Genomic DNA, 15,429 nt, shown 5'->3' on the forward strand with positions numbered 1-15,429 from the left:
GCCATGCCAAGTTTTCGCACTCCGTGTTTAGCCGCTGTTCTGGCCGCAGCCTGCGCCTGGGGCCCGGCTGCGCAGGCCCAGGGCAGCCGGCTGGACGACTCCACCTCCCCGCGCTCGCAGGTCAGCGCCGATTTCCGCCAGGCGCAGATGCTGGACAACCAGACCATCAGCCTGCCTTTCGGGCACGTCGAGTACCGCCTGGCTACCGCCGCCTATGTGGGCAAGCAGGCACGCATTTATTACGTCATCCCGCTGGCCGTGGCCGGCCTGCGCTCGCCCACGGGCATGCAGGTGCAGTGGCGCAGCAGCGGCCAGTTCCAGCCTGGTATGGGCCGCCCCGGTGACCGCGTTCTGGTCTGGACGGGCGTGGTGCGCGCGCCCTGGATCACCGAGAGCTTTGACCTGCAGCTGCGCATTGACCGCCGAGAGCTGCAGATTGGCCAGGGCGGCAACCTGCGCTTTGAATCCTATTTTGAAATCGAGACCCAGCCATGATCTTTTCCACCTTGCTGCGCCGTGCCCTGGCGCTGAGCTTGCCGCTCGTCACCTGCCTGGCACAAGCGGCCCCTTTCGAGATGGCGGTATCCCCCTCGCGCTTTGAGCTGGCTGCCAAGAGCGGCGAGCGCCTGGGCCAGTCCATCGATCTGCACAACCTGGGCTCAACCGCCACCGCCTTGTCGGTCCGCACCCTGGACTGGAGCTACTCACCCGAAGGCCAGATCACCTACCACGACGAGCTGCTGCCCGGCAGCTGCCGCCCCTGGGTGGCGCTGGAGCGCCGCAGCCTCAAGGTGCCGGCCCAGGCCAAGCAGGCTTTTCGCTTCCAGGTCACGCCCCCGGCCGATGCGCCGCGCGGCGAGTGCCGCTTCATGATCGCCATCGAGGGTGTGGAGCCGGCCCAGCAGACCATCATCCAAAGCGGCGGCGCAAGCCTGAGCCTGCCCGTGACCGGCCGCATTGCCGTGGCCGTGTATGTGATGCTGGGCGGTGCCGAGCCCAAGCTCGAAGTCCAGCAGATCGGCATGCGCGATGTGGCCGGCAAACGCAGCCCCTCCATCACCGTGCGCAACACGGGCGACGCCCATGGCCGGCTCGATGGCACCGTCGACGCCAAGGATGCGCAGGGCCGCAGCTTTATGCTGGCCGTTGAGGGCACGCCCATCATGCCCGGCCAGACCCGGCACCTGGCCCTGGTGCCCAAGGCCGAAGATGGCCAGACTGCTCTGCAGCCCAGCTACCCGGTCAAGGCCAGCGGCATCCTGGACTGGGACAAGGGCAGCTTCAAGCTGAACGCGGAGTTCCCATGAGCACGCAGCGCCATCGGCGGCTTGTGGTGCACTACGCGGCGCGGCCGCTGGCCCTGGCCCTGGCGATGGCCAGCGCGGGTGCCTACGCTGCCAGCGCCAGCTCGGGCACCGGCAGCCTGCCGCGCACCACGCCCGCCGTGGCGCTGAACTTTTCCATCCAGGTCGACAAATTCCTGTTCTTCCGCGTCGGCGATGGTGCCTGGCCCACGCCGGGCGGCACCACCTCGCAAGTCGGCTTCACCCTGAGCCCGTCGATACCGGCGGTGCCGACCACGCCGGTCAATGGCAGCAACACGGCCGTCAACTGGAGCGGCACGGCGCCCACATTTGCGGTCGCCGCCAGCGGCAATGTGCTGCCCGTCGAGGTGCGCAGCAATGGCGGCCAGGTCAGCGTGTTCGCCACGGTGACCACCGCGCTGACCAGCGGGGCCAACACCATTCCGATGAACGTCATCAATGTGACCAGCAGCGACGCAGCCCTGCCCCCGCCCCCCATTCCGGCCAGCGGCACGGGTACCAGCGTCAACGTCACAGGCGGCGGCGCCGGCACGGTCAACAGCCTGGTCACCATCCGCAATGCCAACTGGACCTTTTCTTACAACAGCGGCACCAGTCGCACGGCGGGCAACTACAGCGGGCAGCTGAGCTTTACCGCCACGGTGCCTTGAGGGGACTGCCTAGGCCTTGCGCAGCCTGGTTATTGGTTACGATGGCAATCCCATCTGATTTTTGAATGATCCCGCCATGCCCACCAGCGCCGAACGCCTTGCCCACAGCCTGCAGACCCTGACCTCGCTGGGTGACGAGGCGCAGCGCATCTTTACCCAGCTCTACCCCGAGGCCGCCCAGGAAGCCGCGCAGGCGGCAGACCAGCGCGCAGCACGCGGCCTGTCGCTAGGGCCGCTCGATGGCAAGCTGGTCTCCGTCAAGGACCTGCTCGATGTGGCTGGCCAGGTGACCACCGCTGGCGCGGCCATGCGCCGCAACAGCGCGCCAGCCACGCAGGATGCCCCTGTGGCGCAGCGCCTGCGCGCCGCTGGCGCGGTGATTGTCGGCAAAACCAATATGACGGAGTTCGCGTTCTCGGGCGTGGGCATCAACCCCCACTTTGGCACCCCCGGCAATGCCGCCAACGTGCTGCACATCCCCGGCGGCTCCTCGTCGGGTGCGGGGGTCAGCGTCGGCCGGGGGCTGGTGGATATTGCGATTGGCTCGGACACCGGCGGCTCGGTGCGCATTCCGGCCGCCTTCAACGGCGTCACGGGCTTCAAGCCCACCCAGGCGCGGGTTTCGCGGCAAGGCGCCTTTCCGCTGTCTTTCACGCTCGATGCGCTGGGCCCGCTGGCGCTGACGGTGGCCGACTGCGCCGCAGCGGACGCCACCATGGCCGGTGCCATCCCCCAGCCTCTGCCCCTGCGCAGCCTGCAAGGCCTGCGCATTGGCCTGCCCCAGGGCCTGCCCTGGACCGATTGCAGCGACGAGGTGCTGGCCCAGACCGACAGCGCCATCGCCGTGCTGCAGGCCCAGGGCGCAGCCATCCGCAAGCTGCCCTGGCAAGATTTGATGGCCGCCCCCGCCCAGTTGCAAAGCGAAGGCACTTTGATTGCGGCCGAAGCCGCCGCCATCCACCAGCAAGCGCTGGTACACGAGCGCGAGGCCTTTGATCCGCGCGTGCTCTCGCGCATGGACAAGGGCCGCACCTTGACCGCGCCCTACTACATCCAGCTGCTGCAGCAGCGCCAGCAACGCATGGCGCAGATGGATGCCGCCATGCAGGAGGTGGACCTGCTGCTGCTGCCCACCATCGCCATCACCGCGCCGCGCATTGCGCCGCTGCTGCAAGACGACAGCGCCTTCTTCGCGGCCAATGCGCTGATTTTGCGCAACACCTCGATCTTCAACTTTTACGACCTGCCCGCCCTCTCGCTACCGCTGCCGCGCAGTGCCGGCAGCCTGCCCGTGGGGCTGATGCTGGTCGGCGCGCGCATGCAAGACAGCGCCTTGCTGGCCATGGCCGCCGCTGCCGAGCAGGCACTGGCAGCCCACTGAGGCCGTAGCATGGGACGCGCAAGCCTGGTATGGACCGAGGAGATGCTGGCCGCCTTGGGCAGCGACAAGGACGCGGTACTGGCCGAGCGCTGGGGCACCAGCGCCAAGACCGTCAACCTCAAGCGCAATAGCCTGGGTATCGCCGCCTTTGGCCATGTGGACTGGACGCCGGACATGCTGGCCGCGCTGGGCCAGGAGAGCGATGCCAGTCTGGCCACCCGCTGGGGCATCAGCAAGGCCAGCGTGGTGGCCAAGCGCGGAGTGCTGGGGATCGCGCCGCAGGACAGCCGCCGGGGCAAGCACACCCAGCACAGTTGGCAGCCCAACGAGGTGCTGCTGCTGGGCACCGCATCAGACGCCGATGTGGCCGCGCAGCTGGGGCTGACGGTGGCAGCGGTGCGCAATGCCCGGATCGCCCGGGGTATTGCAGCGGCGCGCCCCGACAAACCGCCAATCGCCCAATAAGAAAACCCCTCCAGTGCCCGATTCAAAGGCACAAAGAGGGGTTCATGCGGCGCCGCAAACCCAAGGCTTGCGGCAGCGGATCAGCGCTTAGAACTCTTCGTTCTCGCCCAGGTAACGCCACTGGCCCACCGGCAGATTGCCCAGCACCACCTTGCCGATGCGGATGCGCTTCAGGCCCACGACAAACAGGCCCACGGCTTCGCACATGCGGCGGATCTGGCGCTTCTTGCCTTCGCGCAGCACAAAGCGCAGCTGCTCGGGGTTCTGCCAGTCCACCTCGGCGGGCAGCAGGGCTTCGCCATCCAGCGACAGGCCATGGCGCAGCAGCGCGAGCCTGTCTTCTGGGAAGTGCTGCTGCACATCCTTGTCGATCGCGTCATAGGTCACGCGCACCAGGTATTCCTTCTCGACCTCGGAGTTCTCGCCAATCAGGTGCTTGGCAATGCGGCCGTCCTGGGTGAGCACCAGCAGGCCGATTGAGTCGATATCGAGCCGGCCGCAAGGGGCCAGGCCCTTGAGCTGGCTGAAATTGAAGCGGGTCTTGCTGTGGTCCTCGCGCCAGTGGTTGGGCGGGTTGAGCAGCACCATCGCGGGCTCATGGCCGTCTTCGGCCTGGCCGCTGACATAGCCCATGGGCTTGTTGATCAGAATCGTGACCTGCTGGGCCTGCAGATCCTGCGCCTCGCGCTGGATCTCGATCTTGTCGGTCAGCTCCACCATCTGGCCCATGGTGGCGACTTCGCCATTGACCAGCACCCAGCCGTTTTCGATCCAGGCATCACCCTCGCGGCGCGAGCACAGCCCCAGATCGGACATGCGCTTGTTCACCCGCACCTGGCCTTCGGCCTTGAGCTGCTCATTCTGGGCCTGGGCCTTGGCGGTCTGCATGGTGCGGTGGGGCGCATCAGCGCGCCAGACGTTGGATGGCATCTCGCGGCGCGGGGCTTCATCGCGTGGGCGGTCCGAGCGGAAGCCATCCTGGCGGGGGCCTGCGCCAAAGGAACGGGGTCCGCCCTCGCGGGGGCCGCCCTCGCGGGGTCCCTCCGAGCGTGGACCAAAGCCACGCGGGCCGTCATTGCGGCGGTCATCCTGGCGTGGGCCTGTGGGTCGACGGTCATCCTGGCGCGGGTCGCGCGATCCAGGGCCTACCGAGACAAAGTCACCGCGACCGGCATAGGGGCGGCCCGCGTCAGGGCGACCGGCATAAGGGCGGCCCTCGCTAGGGCGGCCCTCGCTAGGGCGGCCCTCGTAAGGGCGATTTTCATAGGGACGTCCGGCATCACGGCGGTCATCACGCCGGTCCTGGCCGTAGCCACCGGGACGGGCGTCGCCACGGCCAAACCCACCATCGCGGTTATCGCGGCCTGCCCAGCTGTCACGGCTGCCCCGGTCATCACGCCGGTCGCCGCCATCACGGCTGTAATTGCCGCCACGGCCCTCAGGGCTGAAACGGCTGTCTCCCCCGGCGCGTGGCCCTGCTGGGCGGGGCCCACCGGCTGAACGCGGGCGGTCACCACCAGGGCCTCTGTCACGGCCTCGCGCCACAGGTGCGGGCGCGGGTTTGCGGGTCAGGGTGAGTTTTTTGCGGCCATCGCCATCGTCGGCGGCAGGCGAATCAGCAGGAGAGCGGGGATTTGACATAGCCCGCTATTGTCGCGTGTATTGCCATTCCAAGCGGGGCGCACGGCTATGGCGACTGTGGATAAGCCTGTGTACAAGCTGCCAAGGACCAGCTGCTGCTTTTTTCAGCAGTGTTTACAATTTGGCCCGTTTCTTACGTTGATAGATGCTCTGCGGCTGTAGGGCCTGCTTCAGCAGTCGATGTCCCTGGCTGCCCGGGCCTGCCCGCCTCTGCCCATGCGGCCCTTGGCGATTTGCATCGGAATGCGTACAGATGTGAGCACTGCAAACAGGCTCAGAAACCGGCAGTTATTGAGGCGTAGCATGGATTTATTCATTTCAAGGAGATATCCATGGCATTCACCACGACCACCCCCCTCACCTCCCGCTATGCGCTGCGCTGGTTGCCTGCTGCAGCCTTGGTGCTTGGCGTTGCAGCCCTGAGTGGTTGTGACCGTGGTGCCTCCACCCCACCGATGCCACGTGCGACGCCGGATGGCACCACCCCCGGTGGCGCCATGCCCGCACCGCCGCCCAGCGGCGTGACGCCAGAGGCACCGGCAACGCCGTCGAACAAGCCCTGAACCCGCCAGCGCCGGGCCTACAAATCAAAATCCGCGCGCTGCGGCTTCACCAGCCACCCTTGCCCGCGCAGGGCCTGCAGATCGAGCACCCGCAGGCCGCCATATTCGATACGGATAAAGCCCTGGTGCTGCAAAGCGGCCAGGGCTTCGTTCACCCGCTGGCGTGAGAGGCCGACCAGGTAAGCCAGCTCCTGCTGGGTGATGCGCAGCACATCGCTGACCCCTGGGCAGAGCACGGGGTTGAACAAGGCAGCCAGGGTGCGCGCGACCCGTTCTTCGGGGCGGTTCAAGCGGTCAATCTCGCGGGCGCTGATGAACTGCGCCAGCCGCTCATTGAGCTGGTGCATCACAAAGCGGTTAAAGCCCAGCGAATGGTCGAGCAGCCAATGGAAGGCATCGACCGGAATGCCGCAGACCGAGCTTTTGCGCAGCGCCTGGATGTCGTAGCGGTAAATCTCGCGCTTGAGCGCCGTGCCCTCGCCAAACCAGCCGGTGCGGGGCAGACCGGCAAAGGTCATCGTGCGGCCCTCGCTGTCTTCGGCGCTCATCTTGAGCAGACCCTCGATCACGCCAAACCAGTAGGTCACCGGCTTGCCCACCCGGCACACATACTCGCCCGGCTCGGCCTCGGTCACCATCAGCTGGCGCACGGCGTAGTCGCGCTCGGCGGGCTGCAGAACGGGGATCCAGGGAATATCGGCCACTTCCGCAGCATGCGGGGCTCGGCGGCGTTGGTAGAGAGAGGCATGCGGGCTCATGGCGGCCAAGAATGCACCAGGCGGCACGGACTGCAAAGAGGGGCGCTACCAGGGTGGGCCCTGCACTTGTCACCTGCGCAGCAAGTCGCATCTACCCAACAGGGCGCCCGCTAAACTGGCCCATTCGCCGCTCACCCCCTTTAGAAAGCTGCCATGTCCCCTTCGACCACCGCCCTTCGCCCTGCCGCTCTGGCCTTGGCCGCCGCACTGCTGGCCCCCGGCTATGCCCTGGCAGCCCCGGCTTGCACCGGCGCATCACCCGATGCCAAAGTGCTGGCCGACAAAGCCTGGCTCACCACCGCCGTCTACGAAGGCGATGACCGCAGCCAGAACCTGGTAGAGCGCTACCCCGGTGTCGTCGGCATCTCGCTGTGGGATGCCTGCAGCAACCGCTACGAGTACTTTGACCCTGCCACCGGGCGCTCACGCGGCGCGCAAGGCGGCGCCGGCTGGTTCTTCTTTACTGGCGACCGCCAGTACCAGCACACCGTGTCCGACAACGGCACCCAGCTGCGCCGCAAGATGGAGGTGATCCACCCCGCTGAGTTCACCTACTCGCGCCAGGTGCCCAAGGACATGCGCGAGGGCCAGCCGCTGGTCACCGTGCATGTCGTGCACACGCCTTATACCGGCGCCTTCCAGGTCCAGCCCAGCCCGGGTATCGGCCCCAAGTAGCGCTGCCTTGCAAGCCTGCGCACTGCCCATCGCAGGCTAAACTGGCAAACTTCTTGCCCTACTTCCTGACAACGAGGTCCCCATGTCCGATCTGAACACCGCCTTTGAAGCCGCCAAAGAAGCCGCCCTGAACATGAGCGAGCGCCCCGACAACCAGACCCTGCTCAAGCTCTATGGCCTGTACAAGCAAGGCGCGCACGGCGACAACAATGAGCCCAAGCCCGGTTTTACCGACTTTGTGGCGTCCGCCAAGTGGAACGCCTGGAACCAGTGCAAGGGCATGGCGCAAGATGACGCCAAGCAGCAGTACATCGACATGATCCAAGAGCTGCTCTAAGCATCCCCCCCCACCGCAGGTGCTGGCCCGCGCTCGCCAGCCCTGCTGTCTCGGTTGCCGTCAAAAAATCTGGCGACAACCGCCCGCCGCATCCCTGCCTCTGTCGGGCATGGCGTATTCGGCATCGTGCGCCTAGCGGCCCCTGTGCAAGCACAGCTTGCGCTCTGCGGCTCGCAGCAGCTGCGCTTTTCTCCCTCGCTACGTTTCTGCCGTGGCTCCCTGCCCGCAACGCAGTAGGCCGCTGCTTGCGCCTACGCCCGCCATAAAGATGGCAAATCTCTATCGGATGGCCCTTGCAGCGCAGCACCCAGCCAGGGATAGCGGCCAGCCGCAGGAAAGTACCTACAACGTTTTCCCGCAGATTGTCGTCATAAAGACAAAACAACGTCAAAGCTGAACCTACATTCGGTTTCAACAGGACGCAAGGCATGGCACTTGTGATCTACAAAAAACGGCATAGGAGACAACCATGTCATCGACATTTCCCAAGCTATTGCTGCAGCATGCGGCCCATCGGCCCGAGGCCGCTGCGCTGCGTGAGAAGGAATACGGCATTTGGCAAAGCTACAGCTGGTCGCAGCTGGCCAGCCTGGTGGCCAAGATAGCCGCTGGCCTGTCGCAAGCCGGTCTGGTGCGCGGCGAACACCTGGTGCTGATGGGTGCCAACCGCCCCCGCCTTTACGCCAGCATGCTGGCCGCCCAGTCGATTGGTGCCATTCCCGTGCCGCTCTACCAAGATGCCGTGGCGGCCGAATGCGTCTTCCCGCTGAACAATGCCGAGGTGCGCTTCTGCCTGGTCGAAGACCAGGAGCAGGTCGACAAGCTGCTGGAGCTGCGCGAGCACTGCCCACAGATCAGCCATATCTATTATGACGACCCAAGGGGTCTGCGCAACTATGAAGAGCCGGGCCTGGCCTCGCTCGACAGCCTGATCGCCAGCGGCGAGACCCTGGTAGCCGCCAACCCCGGCTGGTTCAACCAGCAGGTGGAGGCCACCCACAACGGCGATGTGGCGGCGATGTTCTTCACCTCCGGCACCACCGGCAACCCCAAGGGCGTGGTGCACACCCACCGCTCGCTGCTGGAGAGCGCATCGGCAGGCGCAGAGTTTGAAAACCTCAGCCATGCCGAGGAAGTGCTGGCCTACCTGCCGCCGGCCTGGATTGGCCAGAACATCTTCAGCTACTCGCAATGGCTGGCCTGCGGCTATGTGGTCAACTGCCCCGAATCCAGCGCCACCGTGCAGATCGACCTCAAGGAAGTCGGCCCCACTTACTACTTTGCGCCACCGCGCGTGTTCGAAGGCATTCTGACCAGCGTGATGATCCGCATGGAAGACGCGGGCCTGATCAAGCGCAAGATGTTCCAGCACTTCATGAGCGTGGCCAAGCGCGTGGGCCCGGCGCTGCGCGACGGCCAGCCGGTGAGCCTGCTGGACAAGATCAGCTACAAGCTGGGCGACCTGATGGTGTTTGGCCCGCTGCGCAACAACATGGGTTTCAGCCGGGTGCGCGTGGCCTATACGGCGGGTGAGGCGATTGGCCCGGATCTGTTCAGTTTTTTCCGCTCCATCGGCATCAACCTCAAGCAGCTCTACGGCTCGACCGAAACCGCTGTGTTCGTCTGCATCCAGCCGGACAACCAGGTGTTTGCCGATACCGTGGGCAACCCGATCCGTGGCGTCGAGATCAAGATGGCCGACAACGGCGAGATCCTGGTCAAGTCGCCGGGCCTCTTGAAGGAGTACTACAAGAACCCCAAGGCGACGGCCGAGGTGCTGAGCGAAGACGGCTGGTACCACACCAGCGATGCCGGCTTCCTGGACAAGAGCGGCCAGCTCAAGATCATCGACCGGGTCAAGGATGTCGGCCGCCTCAAAGGCGGCCCCAACGACGGCGCGATGTTCGCCCCCAAGTATGTGGAGAACAAGCTCAAGTTCTTCCCCTTCATCAAAGAGGCCGTGGCGCTGGGTGATGGGCGCGAGAAGGTCTGCGTGATGATCAATATCGACTTCGAGGCCGTGGGCAACTGGGCCGAGCGCCAAAACCTGCCCTACGCCGGCTACACCGACCTGGCACAAAAGCCGCAGGTCTACACCTTGATCCAGAACTGCGTCGAGAAAGTCAATGCCGATCTGGCCACCGACGCGATGCTGGCCGGCAGCCAGGTGACGCGCTTTTTGATCCTGCACAAAGAGCTGGATGCCGATGACGGCGAGTTGACCCGCACCAACAAGGTCCGCCGCGGCTTTATCGCCGACAAGTACGGCGTGCTGGTCGAGGCGCTCTATGCCGGCCTCAGCGAGCAGTTCATCGAAACCCAGGTGAAGTTCGAGGACGGCCGCAGCGGCAGCGTCAACGCCACCTTGAAGATCTCCGACAGCAAGACCTTCGCCGCACTGAAGTCGGTTGCCTGAGCGCCCAGCCAAGAGAAAGCCACCCATGAGCAAAAAAATCGGTGACGTCATTCTTGACATCAAGAACATCAGCCTGCGCTTTGGCGGCGTCAAGGCGCTGACGGATATCTCCTTCAACGTCAAAGAGCACGAGATCCGCGCCATCATCGGCCCCAACGGCGCCGGCAAGAGCTCCATGCTCAACTGCATCAACGGCGTCTACACCCCTTCGGAGGGCGCGATCAGCTTTCGCGGCCAAACCTTTGCGCACATGAACAGCCGCCAGGTCGCCGAGATGGGCGTGGCCCGCACCTTCCAGAACCTGGCGCTGTTCAAGGGCATGAGCGTGATCGACAACATCATGACCGGCCGCAACCTGCAGATCAAAAGCAACCTGCTGCTGCAGGCGCTGCGCCTGGGCCCGGCCCAGCGCGAAGAGATCCAGCAGCGCGAGTTTGTCGAACGCATCATCGACTTTCTGGAGATCCAGGCCTTTCGCAAAACGCCCGTGGGCCAGCTGCCTTACGGCCTGCAAAAGCGGGTGGACCTGGGCCGCGCACTGGCCATGGAGCCCAAGGTGCTGCTGCTCGATGAGCCGATGGCCGGCATGAACGTTGAGGAAAAGCAGGACATGTGCCGCTTCATCCTCGATGTGAACGACGAGTTCGGCACCACCATCGTGCTGATCGAGCACGACATGGGCGTGGTGATGGATATCTCCGACCGGGTGGTGGTGCTGGATTACGGCAAGAAGATCGGCGACGGCACGCCCGAAGAAGTCCGCAATAACGAAGATGTGATCCGCGCCTATTTGGGCGCAGGCCACTGAGCACAGACCCCAGGGGACCGCAATGGCATTTTTTCTTGAAACTTTGTTTGGTGGCCTGATGGTCGGCATGCTCTACGCGCTGATTGCGCTGGGCTTTGTGCTGATCTTCAAGGCCTCGGGCGTCTTCAACTTCGCCATGGGGGCCATGGTGTTGTTTGCCGCGTTGGCCATGGCGCGCTTTTCGGAATGGATTCCGAAATGGCTGGGCATGGAGCCCGGTGTGCTCAGCATTGCGCTGGCGCTGATCGTCGCCATGGTCATCATGGTCGGCGTGGCCTGGGCGATTGAGCGTTTTGCGCTGCGCTACCTCGTCAACCAGGAGCCCATCGCGCTGCTGATGGCCACCTTGGGCATCGCCTACTTCCTCGATGGCCTGGGCCCGATGATCTTTGGCTCGTCGGTCTACAGCATCAATGTGGGCATGCCCAAGGACCCCATGTTCGTTCTGGAAAACATGTTCCAGGGCGGTGTGCTGATCAGCCAGGAAGACCTGTATGCCGCCGGCATTGCCGCCGTGCTGGTGCTGGTGCTGAGCGTCTTCTTCCAAAAGACCAAGACTGGCCGGGCGCTGCGCGCAGTGGCCGACGACCACCAGGCGGCCCAGTCCATCGGTATTCCGCTGTCCCGCATCTGGGTCATCGTCTGGTCCGTCGCTGGCAGCGTGGCCCTGGTCGTGGGCATCATCTGGGGCTCCAAGCTGGGCGTGCAGTATTCGCTGTCGCTGGTGGCCCTCAAGGCTTTGCCGGTGGTGATTCTGGGTGGCCTCACCTCCGTGCCCGGCGCCATCGTCGGCGGTCTGATCATCGGCGTGGGCGAGAAGCTCTCCGAGGTCTACCTGGGCCCTTATGTGGGCGGCGGCATCGAGACCTGGTTCGCCTACGGCCTGGCGCTGTGCTTCCTGCTGTTCCGTCCCCAAGGTCTCTTTGGAGACAAAATTATTGACCGCGTGTAATTGGAGAACTGACCTATGTTTTATCGTGAAAATGGCCAGTTCAAGACCAGCTACGCGGCCGACCAGCAGATCTTCCCGGTGCTGCAGGACAAGTGGGCCATGCTCGGCCTCTTGCTGGTGGCCTTTGTGCTGGTGCCCTTCATGTTCAGCGACTACACCTTCAAGGCGGTGCTGATCCCCTTTCTGATCATGTCGCTGGGCGCCATCGGGCTCAACATTCTGGTCGGTTATTGCGGCCAGATCTCGCTGGGCACCGGCGCCTTTATGGCTGCAGGCGCCTACGCGGCCTACAACTTCCATGTGCGCTTTGAAGGCATGCCGCTGATCCTGTCGCTGATCGGTGGCGGCTTGGTGTCCATGCTAGTGGGTGTGCTGTTTGGCCTGCCCAGCCTGCGCATTCGCGGCCTGTACCTGGCGGTGGCCACCTTGGCGGCCCAGTTCTTCATGGACTGGCTCACCAGCCGGGCGGCCTGGGTCAGCAACTACTCCTCGTCGGGCTCGGTAAGCGCGGGCAAGCTGTCGGTGTTTGGCATGTCCATCGAGACGCCCGTGCAGAAGTACCTGTTCTGCCTGGCCATCCTCTGCGTGCTGGGCCTCATGGCCAAGAACCTGGTGCGCAGCGCCGTGGGCCGCGAATGGATGGCCATGCGCGACATGGATGTGGCTGCCAGCGTGATCGGCATCCGCCCCATGTACGCCAAGCTCTCGGCCTTTGCAGTCAGCAGCTTTATCGTCGGCATTGCCGGCGCGCTCTGGGGCTTTGTCCACCTGGGCGCCTGGGAGCCCGCAGCCTTCAGCCTGGACCGGTCCTTCCAGCTGCTGTTCATGATCATCATTGGCGGCCTGGGCTCCATCGTCGGCAGCATCTTTGGCGCCGCCTTCTTTGTGCTGCTGCCCATCTTTTTGACCCAGGTGCCGCACTGGCTGGGCCTGCCGATCTCGACGGCGACTGCCACCTACCTGGAGCACATGGTGTTTGGCGCGCTGATCGTGTTTTTCCTGATTGTCGAGCCCCATGGATTGGCCAAGCTCTGGGCCACGGCCCGCCAGAAGCTGCGTCTGTGGCCGTTCCCGCATTGAGTGTTTTTTCGAAGAGAGCAACGCAGAGTGTTCGCAAAGTGGGGGTCATCAGCCCCAACAACCTAAGGAGATAAAACCATGTCTTTCAAGAAAGCTGTGATCGCCGCTGCTACGGCAGCCCTGGGTCTGGGGGCCATGATGGCTGCCCCAGTCGCACAAGCCCAGGAGCAGTTTGTTCCGCTGCTGGTCTACCGCACGGGCCAGTTTGCACCGCTGGGCATCCCATGGGGTGACGGCAAGCAGGACTACCTCAAGCTCGTCAATGCCAAGGGCGGCATCAACGGCGTGAAGATCAAGTTCGAAGAGTGCGAAACCGCGTACGACACCGCCAAGGGCGTGGAATGCTATGAGCGCCTCAAGGGCCGCGACGGCGGTGCTTCCGGTTTTGACACGCAATCGACCGGCATCACCTTTGCCGTGACCGACAAGGCCGCTGGCGACAAGATGCCCGTCATCACCCCCGGCTATGGTCTGTCGCAATCGGCCGACGGCAAGGTGTTCGAGTGGAACTTCCCGCTGCTGGGCAACTACTGGACGGCTGCTGATTCCATCGTGCAGGACATCCTGAAGAAGGAAAAGGGCAACCTCAAGGGCAAGAAGATCGCCCTGGTCTACCACGACTCGCCCTACGGCAAAGAGCCTATCGCCCTGCTGCAAAAGCGCGCCGCCAAGGATGGCTTTGAGCTGATGCTGCTGCCCGTGACCGCCCCTGGCGTGGAGCAAAAATCCACCTGGTTGCAGATTCGCCAGAACCGCCCCGACTACGTGCTGCTGTGGTCCGCTGGCGTGATGACGCCGACGGCTGTGCGCGAAGCCCAGGCCACCGGCTACCCCCGCGAAAAGATGTACGCCATCTGGTGGGGTGGCTCGGACCATGACGTCAAGGACATCGGTGCCGGCGCCAAGGGCTACAACACCGTCACCATCCACAACACCGCCGAGCGCGACAAAGTGCATGACGACGTGAAGGCCACGCTGTACGACAAGGGCCAGGGCACGGCATCCGACGTCAAAGAGCTGGGCCAGCTGGCGCACACCCGCGGCATGATGATCGCGATGCTGCAGGTCGAAGCCATCCGCACCGCCCAAGAGAAGTACGGCAAGGGCAAGGTCATGACCTCCGAACAAGTCCGCTGGGGCCTGGAGAACATGAACATGACCCAGGAGCGCTTGAACGAGCTGGGCTTTGGCAAGATGATCCGCCCCTTCAAGACCAGCTGCGAGAACCACCTGGGCGCTGACTGGGCCCGTATCGCCACCTGGGACGGCAGCAAGTTCAACGTGAGCTCCGACTGGTACCAATCGGACAAGACCTTGATCGACCCGCTGGTCAAGGAATACGCCGAGAAGTACGCCAAGGAAAAGAACGTCAAGGTGCGTTCCTGCAGCTAAGACCTGCACGGTTCCGGGCCCCGGCGGCCCGGAACCTTTCGTGGCAGCCCCCTGGCGCCCTCGCTTTGCGAAAGCGCCTGTTCCCCGGGGCGGCCCGCCCTCTATTTTGTTGAGAGACCAGGTGACGGCATGACCGATTCCCCGCAAACAGCTTCCACCCCACCCGCAGCGGCCCCGCTTTTGGTCGTCAACGGCATCGAGGTGATCTACAACCATGTGATCCTGGTGCTCAAAGGCGTCTCGCTGTCGGTGCCGCGTGAATCGATTGTGGCCATCCTGGGCGGCAATGGCGCCGGCAAGACGACCACCTTGCGCGCCATCTCCAACCTGCTCAAGGGCGAGCGCGGCGAAGTCACCAAGGGCAGCATCGAGCTCGAAGGCGAGCGCATCGAGGCGCTGAGCCCCTCCGACCTGGTCAAGCGCGGTGTCGTGCAGGTCATGGAAGGCCGGCACTGCTTCGCCCATTTGACCATCGAAGAAAACCTGCTGACCGGCAGCTACACCCGCACCGACAAGGGCGAGATCGCTGCCAACCTGGACAAGGTCTACAACTATTTCCCCCGCCTCAAGACCCGCCGCACCAGCCAGGCGGCCTACACCTCGGGCGGCGAGCAGCAGATGTGCGCCATTGGCCGCGCGCTGATGAGCAACCCGCGCCTGGTGCTGCTCGATGAGCCCTCGATGGGCCTGGCCCCGCAGATCGTTGAAGAAGTCTTCAACATCGTGCAGGACCTCAACCAGAAGGAAAAGGTCACCTTCGTGCTGGCCGAGCAGAACACCAACATGGCGCTGAAGTACGCCGACTACGGCTACATCATGGAGAGCGGCCGCATCATGATGGACGGCGCCGCCAAGGACCTCGCCAACAACGAGGACGTCAAGGAGTTCTACCTGGGCATGGGCGGCGGCGAGCGCAAGAGCTTCAAGGACGTCAAGAGCTACAAGCGCAGAAAACGCTGGCTAGCCTGAGCCCCATCCACTGACGA

16 protein-coding genes are annotated in these 15,429 nt (G+C 64.3%); 14 read left to right on the forward strand and 2 right to left on the reverse strand.

The window, feature by feature from the left end; all coding sequences use genetic code 11:
• The first annotated feature begins 3 nt into the window (after positions 1-3).
• The 5 genes from M2375_RS20100 to M2375_RS20120 all read left to right on the forward strand — a co-directional run bounded on the left by M2375_RS20100 (position 4) and on the right by M2375_RS20120 (position 3,821).
• Positions 4-495, forward strand: coding sequence for a hypothetical protein (locus M2375_RS20100; RefSeq protein WP_259169896.1), 492 nt, complete (start codon positions 4-6; stop codon positions 493-495).
• Positions 492-1,307 (forward strand): hypothetical protein, encoded by an 816-nt coding sequence (locus M2375_RS20105; RefSeq protein ID WP_259169899.1) that lies wholly within the window; start codon positions 492-494, stop codon positions 1,305-1,307. The genes M2375_RS20100 and M2375_RS20105 overlap by 4 nt, the downstream gene beginning before the upstream one ends.
• Positions 1,304-1,975, forward strand: a complete 672-nt coding sequence (locus M2375_RS20110; protein ID WP_259169900.1) for a hypothetical protein — start codon at positions 1,304-1,306, stop codon at positions 1,973-1,975. Before M2375_RS20105 ends, M2375_RS20110 begins: the two co-directional genes overlap by 4 nt.
• A 76-nt stretch (positions 1,976-2,051) precedes the next feature.
• Complete coding sequence (locus M2375_RS20115) at positions 2,052-3,356, forward strand: amidase (RefSeq protein ID WP_259169901.1); 1,305 nt, start codon at positions 2,052-2,054, stop codon at positions 3,354-3,356.
• Positions 3,357-3,365: 9 nt separating this feature from the next.
• Entirely contained in the window at positions 3,366-3,821 is a 456-nt protein-coding gene (locus M2375_RS20120) for a hypothetical protein (protein ID WP_259169904.1), read from the forward strand.
• 87 nt (positions 3,822-3,908) lie between these two features.
• On the opposite strand, the gene M2375_RS20125 is transcribed toward M2375_RS20120, so the two are convergent.
• Complete coding sequence (locus M2375_RS20125; protein ID WP_259169905.1) at positions 3,909-5,462, reverse strand: pseudouridine synthase; 1,554 nt, start codon at positions 5,460-5,462, stop codon at positions 3,909-3,911.
• Between the two features lie 332 nt (positions 5,463-5,794).
• On the opposite strand from M2375_RS20125, the gene M2375_RS20130 reads away from it, so the two are divergent.
• Complete coding sequence (locus tag M2375_RS20130; protein ID WP_259169906.1) at positions 5,795-6,025, forward strand: hypothetical protein; 231 nt, start codon at positions 5,795-5,797, stop codon at positions 6,023-6,025.
• Positions 6,026-6,042: 17 nt separating this feature from the next.
• Here the strand turns inward: M2375_RS20130 and M2375_RS20135 are convergent, their stop codons facing one another.
• On the reverse strand, positions 6,043-6,783 hold the full coding sequence (locus M2375_RS20135; protein ID WP_021028675.1) for a Crp/Fnr family transcriptional regulator: 741 nt from the start codon (positions 6,781-6,783) through the stop codon (positions 6,043-6,045).
• A gap of 153 nt (positions 6,784-6,936) precedes the next feature.
• Here M2375_RS20135 and M2375_RS20140 point away from each other — a divergent pair, with 153 nt between their 5' ends.
• From M2375_RS20140 to M2375_RS20175, 8 genes are all read left to right on the forward strand, one after another.
• Positions 6,937-7,458: a DUF4822 domain-containing protein gene (locus M2375_RS20140; RefSeq protein ID WP_259169907.1), complete on the forward strand. Its 522-nt coding sequence runs from the start codon at positions 6,937-6,939 to the stop codon at positions 7,456-7,458.
• Positions 7,459-7,540: 82 nt separating this feature from the next.
• Positions 7,541-7,795 carry an acyl-CoA-binding protein gene (locus M2375_RS20145; RefSeq protein ID WP_021028674.1) on the forward strand — a complete coding sequence of 85 codons (255 nt, stop codon included), beginning with the start codon at positions 7,541-7,543 and terminating at the stop codon, positions 7,793-7,795.
• Between the two features lie 469 nt (positions 7,796-8,264).
• Complete coding sequence (locus M2375_RS20150; protein WP_259169910.1) at positions 8,265-10,211, forward strand: long-chain fatty acid--CoA ligase; 1,947 nt, start codon at positions 8,265-8,267, stop codon at positions 10,209-10,211.
• A 25-nt stretch (positions 10,212-10,236) separates the two neighbouring features.
• Complete coding sequence (locus tag M2375_RS20155) at positions 10,237-11,019, forward strand: ABC transporter ATP-binding protein (protein ID WP_259169911.1); 783 nt, start codon at positions 10,237-10,239, stop codon at positions 11,017-11,019.
• Between the two features lie 22 nt (positions 11,020-11,041).
• Complete coding sequence (locus M2375_RS20160; protein WP_259169912.1) at positions 11,042-11,971, forward strand: branched-chain amino acid ABC transporter permease; 930 nt, start codon at positions 11,042-11,044, stop codon at positions 11,969-11,971.
• A gap of 15 nt (positions 11,972-11,986) precedes the next feature.
• Positions 11,987-13,051 carry a branched-chain amino acid ABC transporter permease gene (locus M2375_RS20165; RefSeq protein ID WP_259169914.1) on the forward strand — a complete coding sequence of 355 codons (1,065 nt, stop codon included), beginning with the start codon at positions 11,987-11,989 and terminating at the stop codon, positions 13,049-13,051.
• A gap of 78 nt (positions 13,052-13,129) precedes the next feature.
• Positions 13,130-14,443 (forward strand): ABC transporter substrate-binding protein, encoded by a 1,314-nt coding sequence (locus tag M2375_RS20170; RefSeq protein ID WP_259169915.1) that lies wholly within the window; start codon positions 13,130-13,132, stop codon positions 14,441-14,443.
• Between the two features lie 129 nt (positions 14,444-14,572).
• Positions 14,573-15,412, forward strand: a complete 840-nt coding sequence (locus M2375_RS20175; RefSeq protein WP_259169916.1) for an ABC transporter ATP-binding protein — start codon at positions 14,573-14,575, stop codon at positions 15,410-15,412.
• The last annotated feature ends 17 nt before the right edge of the window (positions 15,413-15,429 follow it).

Source organism: Comamonas sp. BIGb0152, assembly GCF_024809975.1.
Classification (GTDB): Bacteria; Pseudomonadota; Gammaproteobacteria; order Burkholderiales; family Burkholderiaceae_C; genus Comamonas.

Excerpts from the sequence above, each read along its gene's own strand:
- M2375_RS20160 (WP_259169912.1), top strand. The coding sequence starts at position 11,042 with ATGGCATTTTTTCTTGAAACTTTGTTTGGTGGCCTGATGGTCGGCATG.
- M2375_RS20110 (WP_259169900.1), top strand. The coding sequence starts at position 1,304 with ATGAGCACGCAGCGCCATCGGCGGCTTGTGGTGCACTACGCGGCGCGG.
- M2375_RS20165 (WP_259169914.1), top strand. The coding sequence starts at position 11,987 with ATGTTTTATCGTGAAAATGGCCAGTTCAAGACCAGCTACGCGGCCGAC.
- M2375_RS20155 (WP_259169911.1), top strand. The coding sequence starts at position 10,237 with ATGAGCAAAAAAATCGGTGACGTCATTCTTGACATCAAGAACATCAGC.
- M2375_RS20170 (WP_259169915.1), top strand. The coding sequence starts at position 13,130 with ATGTCTTTCAAGAAAGCTGTGATCGCCGCTGCTACGGCAGCCCTGGGT.
- M2375_RS20130 (WP_259169906.1), top strand. The coding sequence starts at position 5,795 with ATGGCATTCACCACGACCACCCCCCTCACCTCCCGCTATGCGCTGCGC.
- M2375_RS20115 (WP_259169901.1), top strand. The coding sequence starts at position 2,052 with ATGCCCACCAGCGCCGAACGCCTTGCCCACAGCCTGCAGACCCTGACC.
- M2375_RS20135 (WP_021028675.1), bottom strand. The coding sequence starts at position 6,783 with ATGAGCCCGCATGCCTCTCTCTACCAACGCCGCCGAGCCCCGCATGCT.
- M2375_RS20125 (WP_259169905.1), bottom strand. The coding sequence starts at position 5,462 with ATGTCAAATCCCCGCTCTCCTGCTGATTCGCCTGCCGCCGACGATGGC.
- M2375_RS20120 (WP_259169904.1), top strand. The coding sequence starts at position 3,366 with ATGGGACGCGCAAGCCTGGTATGGACCGAGGAGATGCTGGCCGCCTTG.
- M2375_RS20100 (WP_259169896.1), top strand. The coding sequence starts at position 4 with ATGCCAAGTTTTCGCACTCCGTGTTTAGCCGCTGTTCTGGCCGCAGCC.
- M2375_RS20150 (WP_259169910.1), top strand. The coding sequence starts at position 8,265 with ATGTCATCGACATTTCCCAAGCTATTGCTGCAGCATGCGGCCCATCGG.
- M2375_RS20140 (WP_259169907.1), top strand. The coding sequence starts at position 6,937 with ATGTCCCCTTCGACCACCGCCCTTCGCCCTGCCGCTCTGGCCTTGGCC.
- M2375_RS20145 (WP_021028674.1), top strand. The coding sequence starts at position 7,541 with ATGTCCGATCTGAACACCGCCTTTGAAGCCGCCAAAGAAGCCGCCCTG.
- M2375_RS20105 (WP_259169899.1), top strand. The coding sequence starts at position 492 with ATGATCTTTTCCACCTTGCTGCGCCGTGCCCTGGCGCTGAGCTTGCCG.
- M2375_RS20175 (WP_259169916.1), top strand. The coding sequence starts at position 14,573 with ATGACCGATTCCCCGCAAACAGCTTCCACCCCACCCGCAGCGGCCCCG.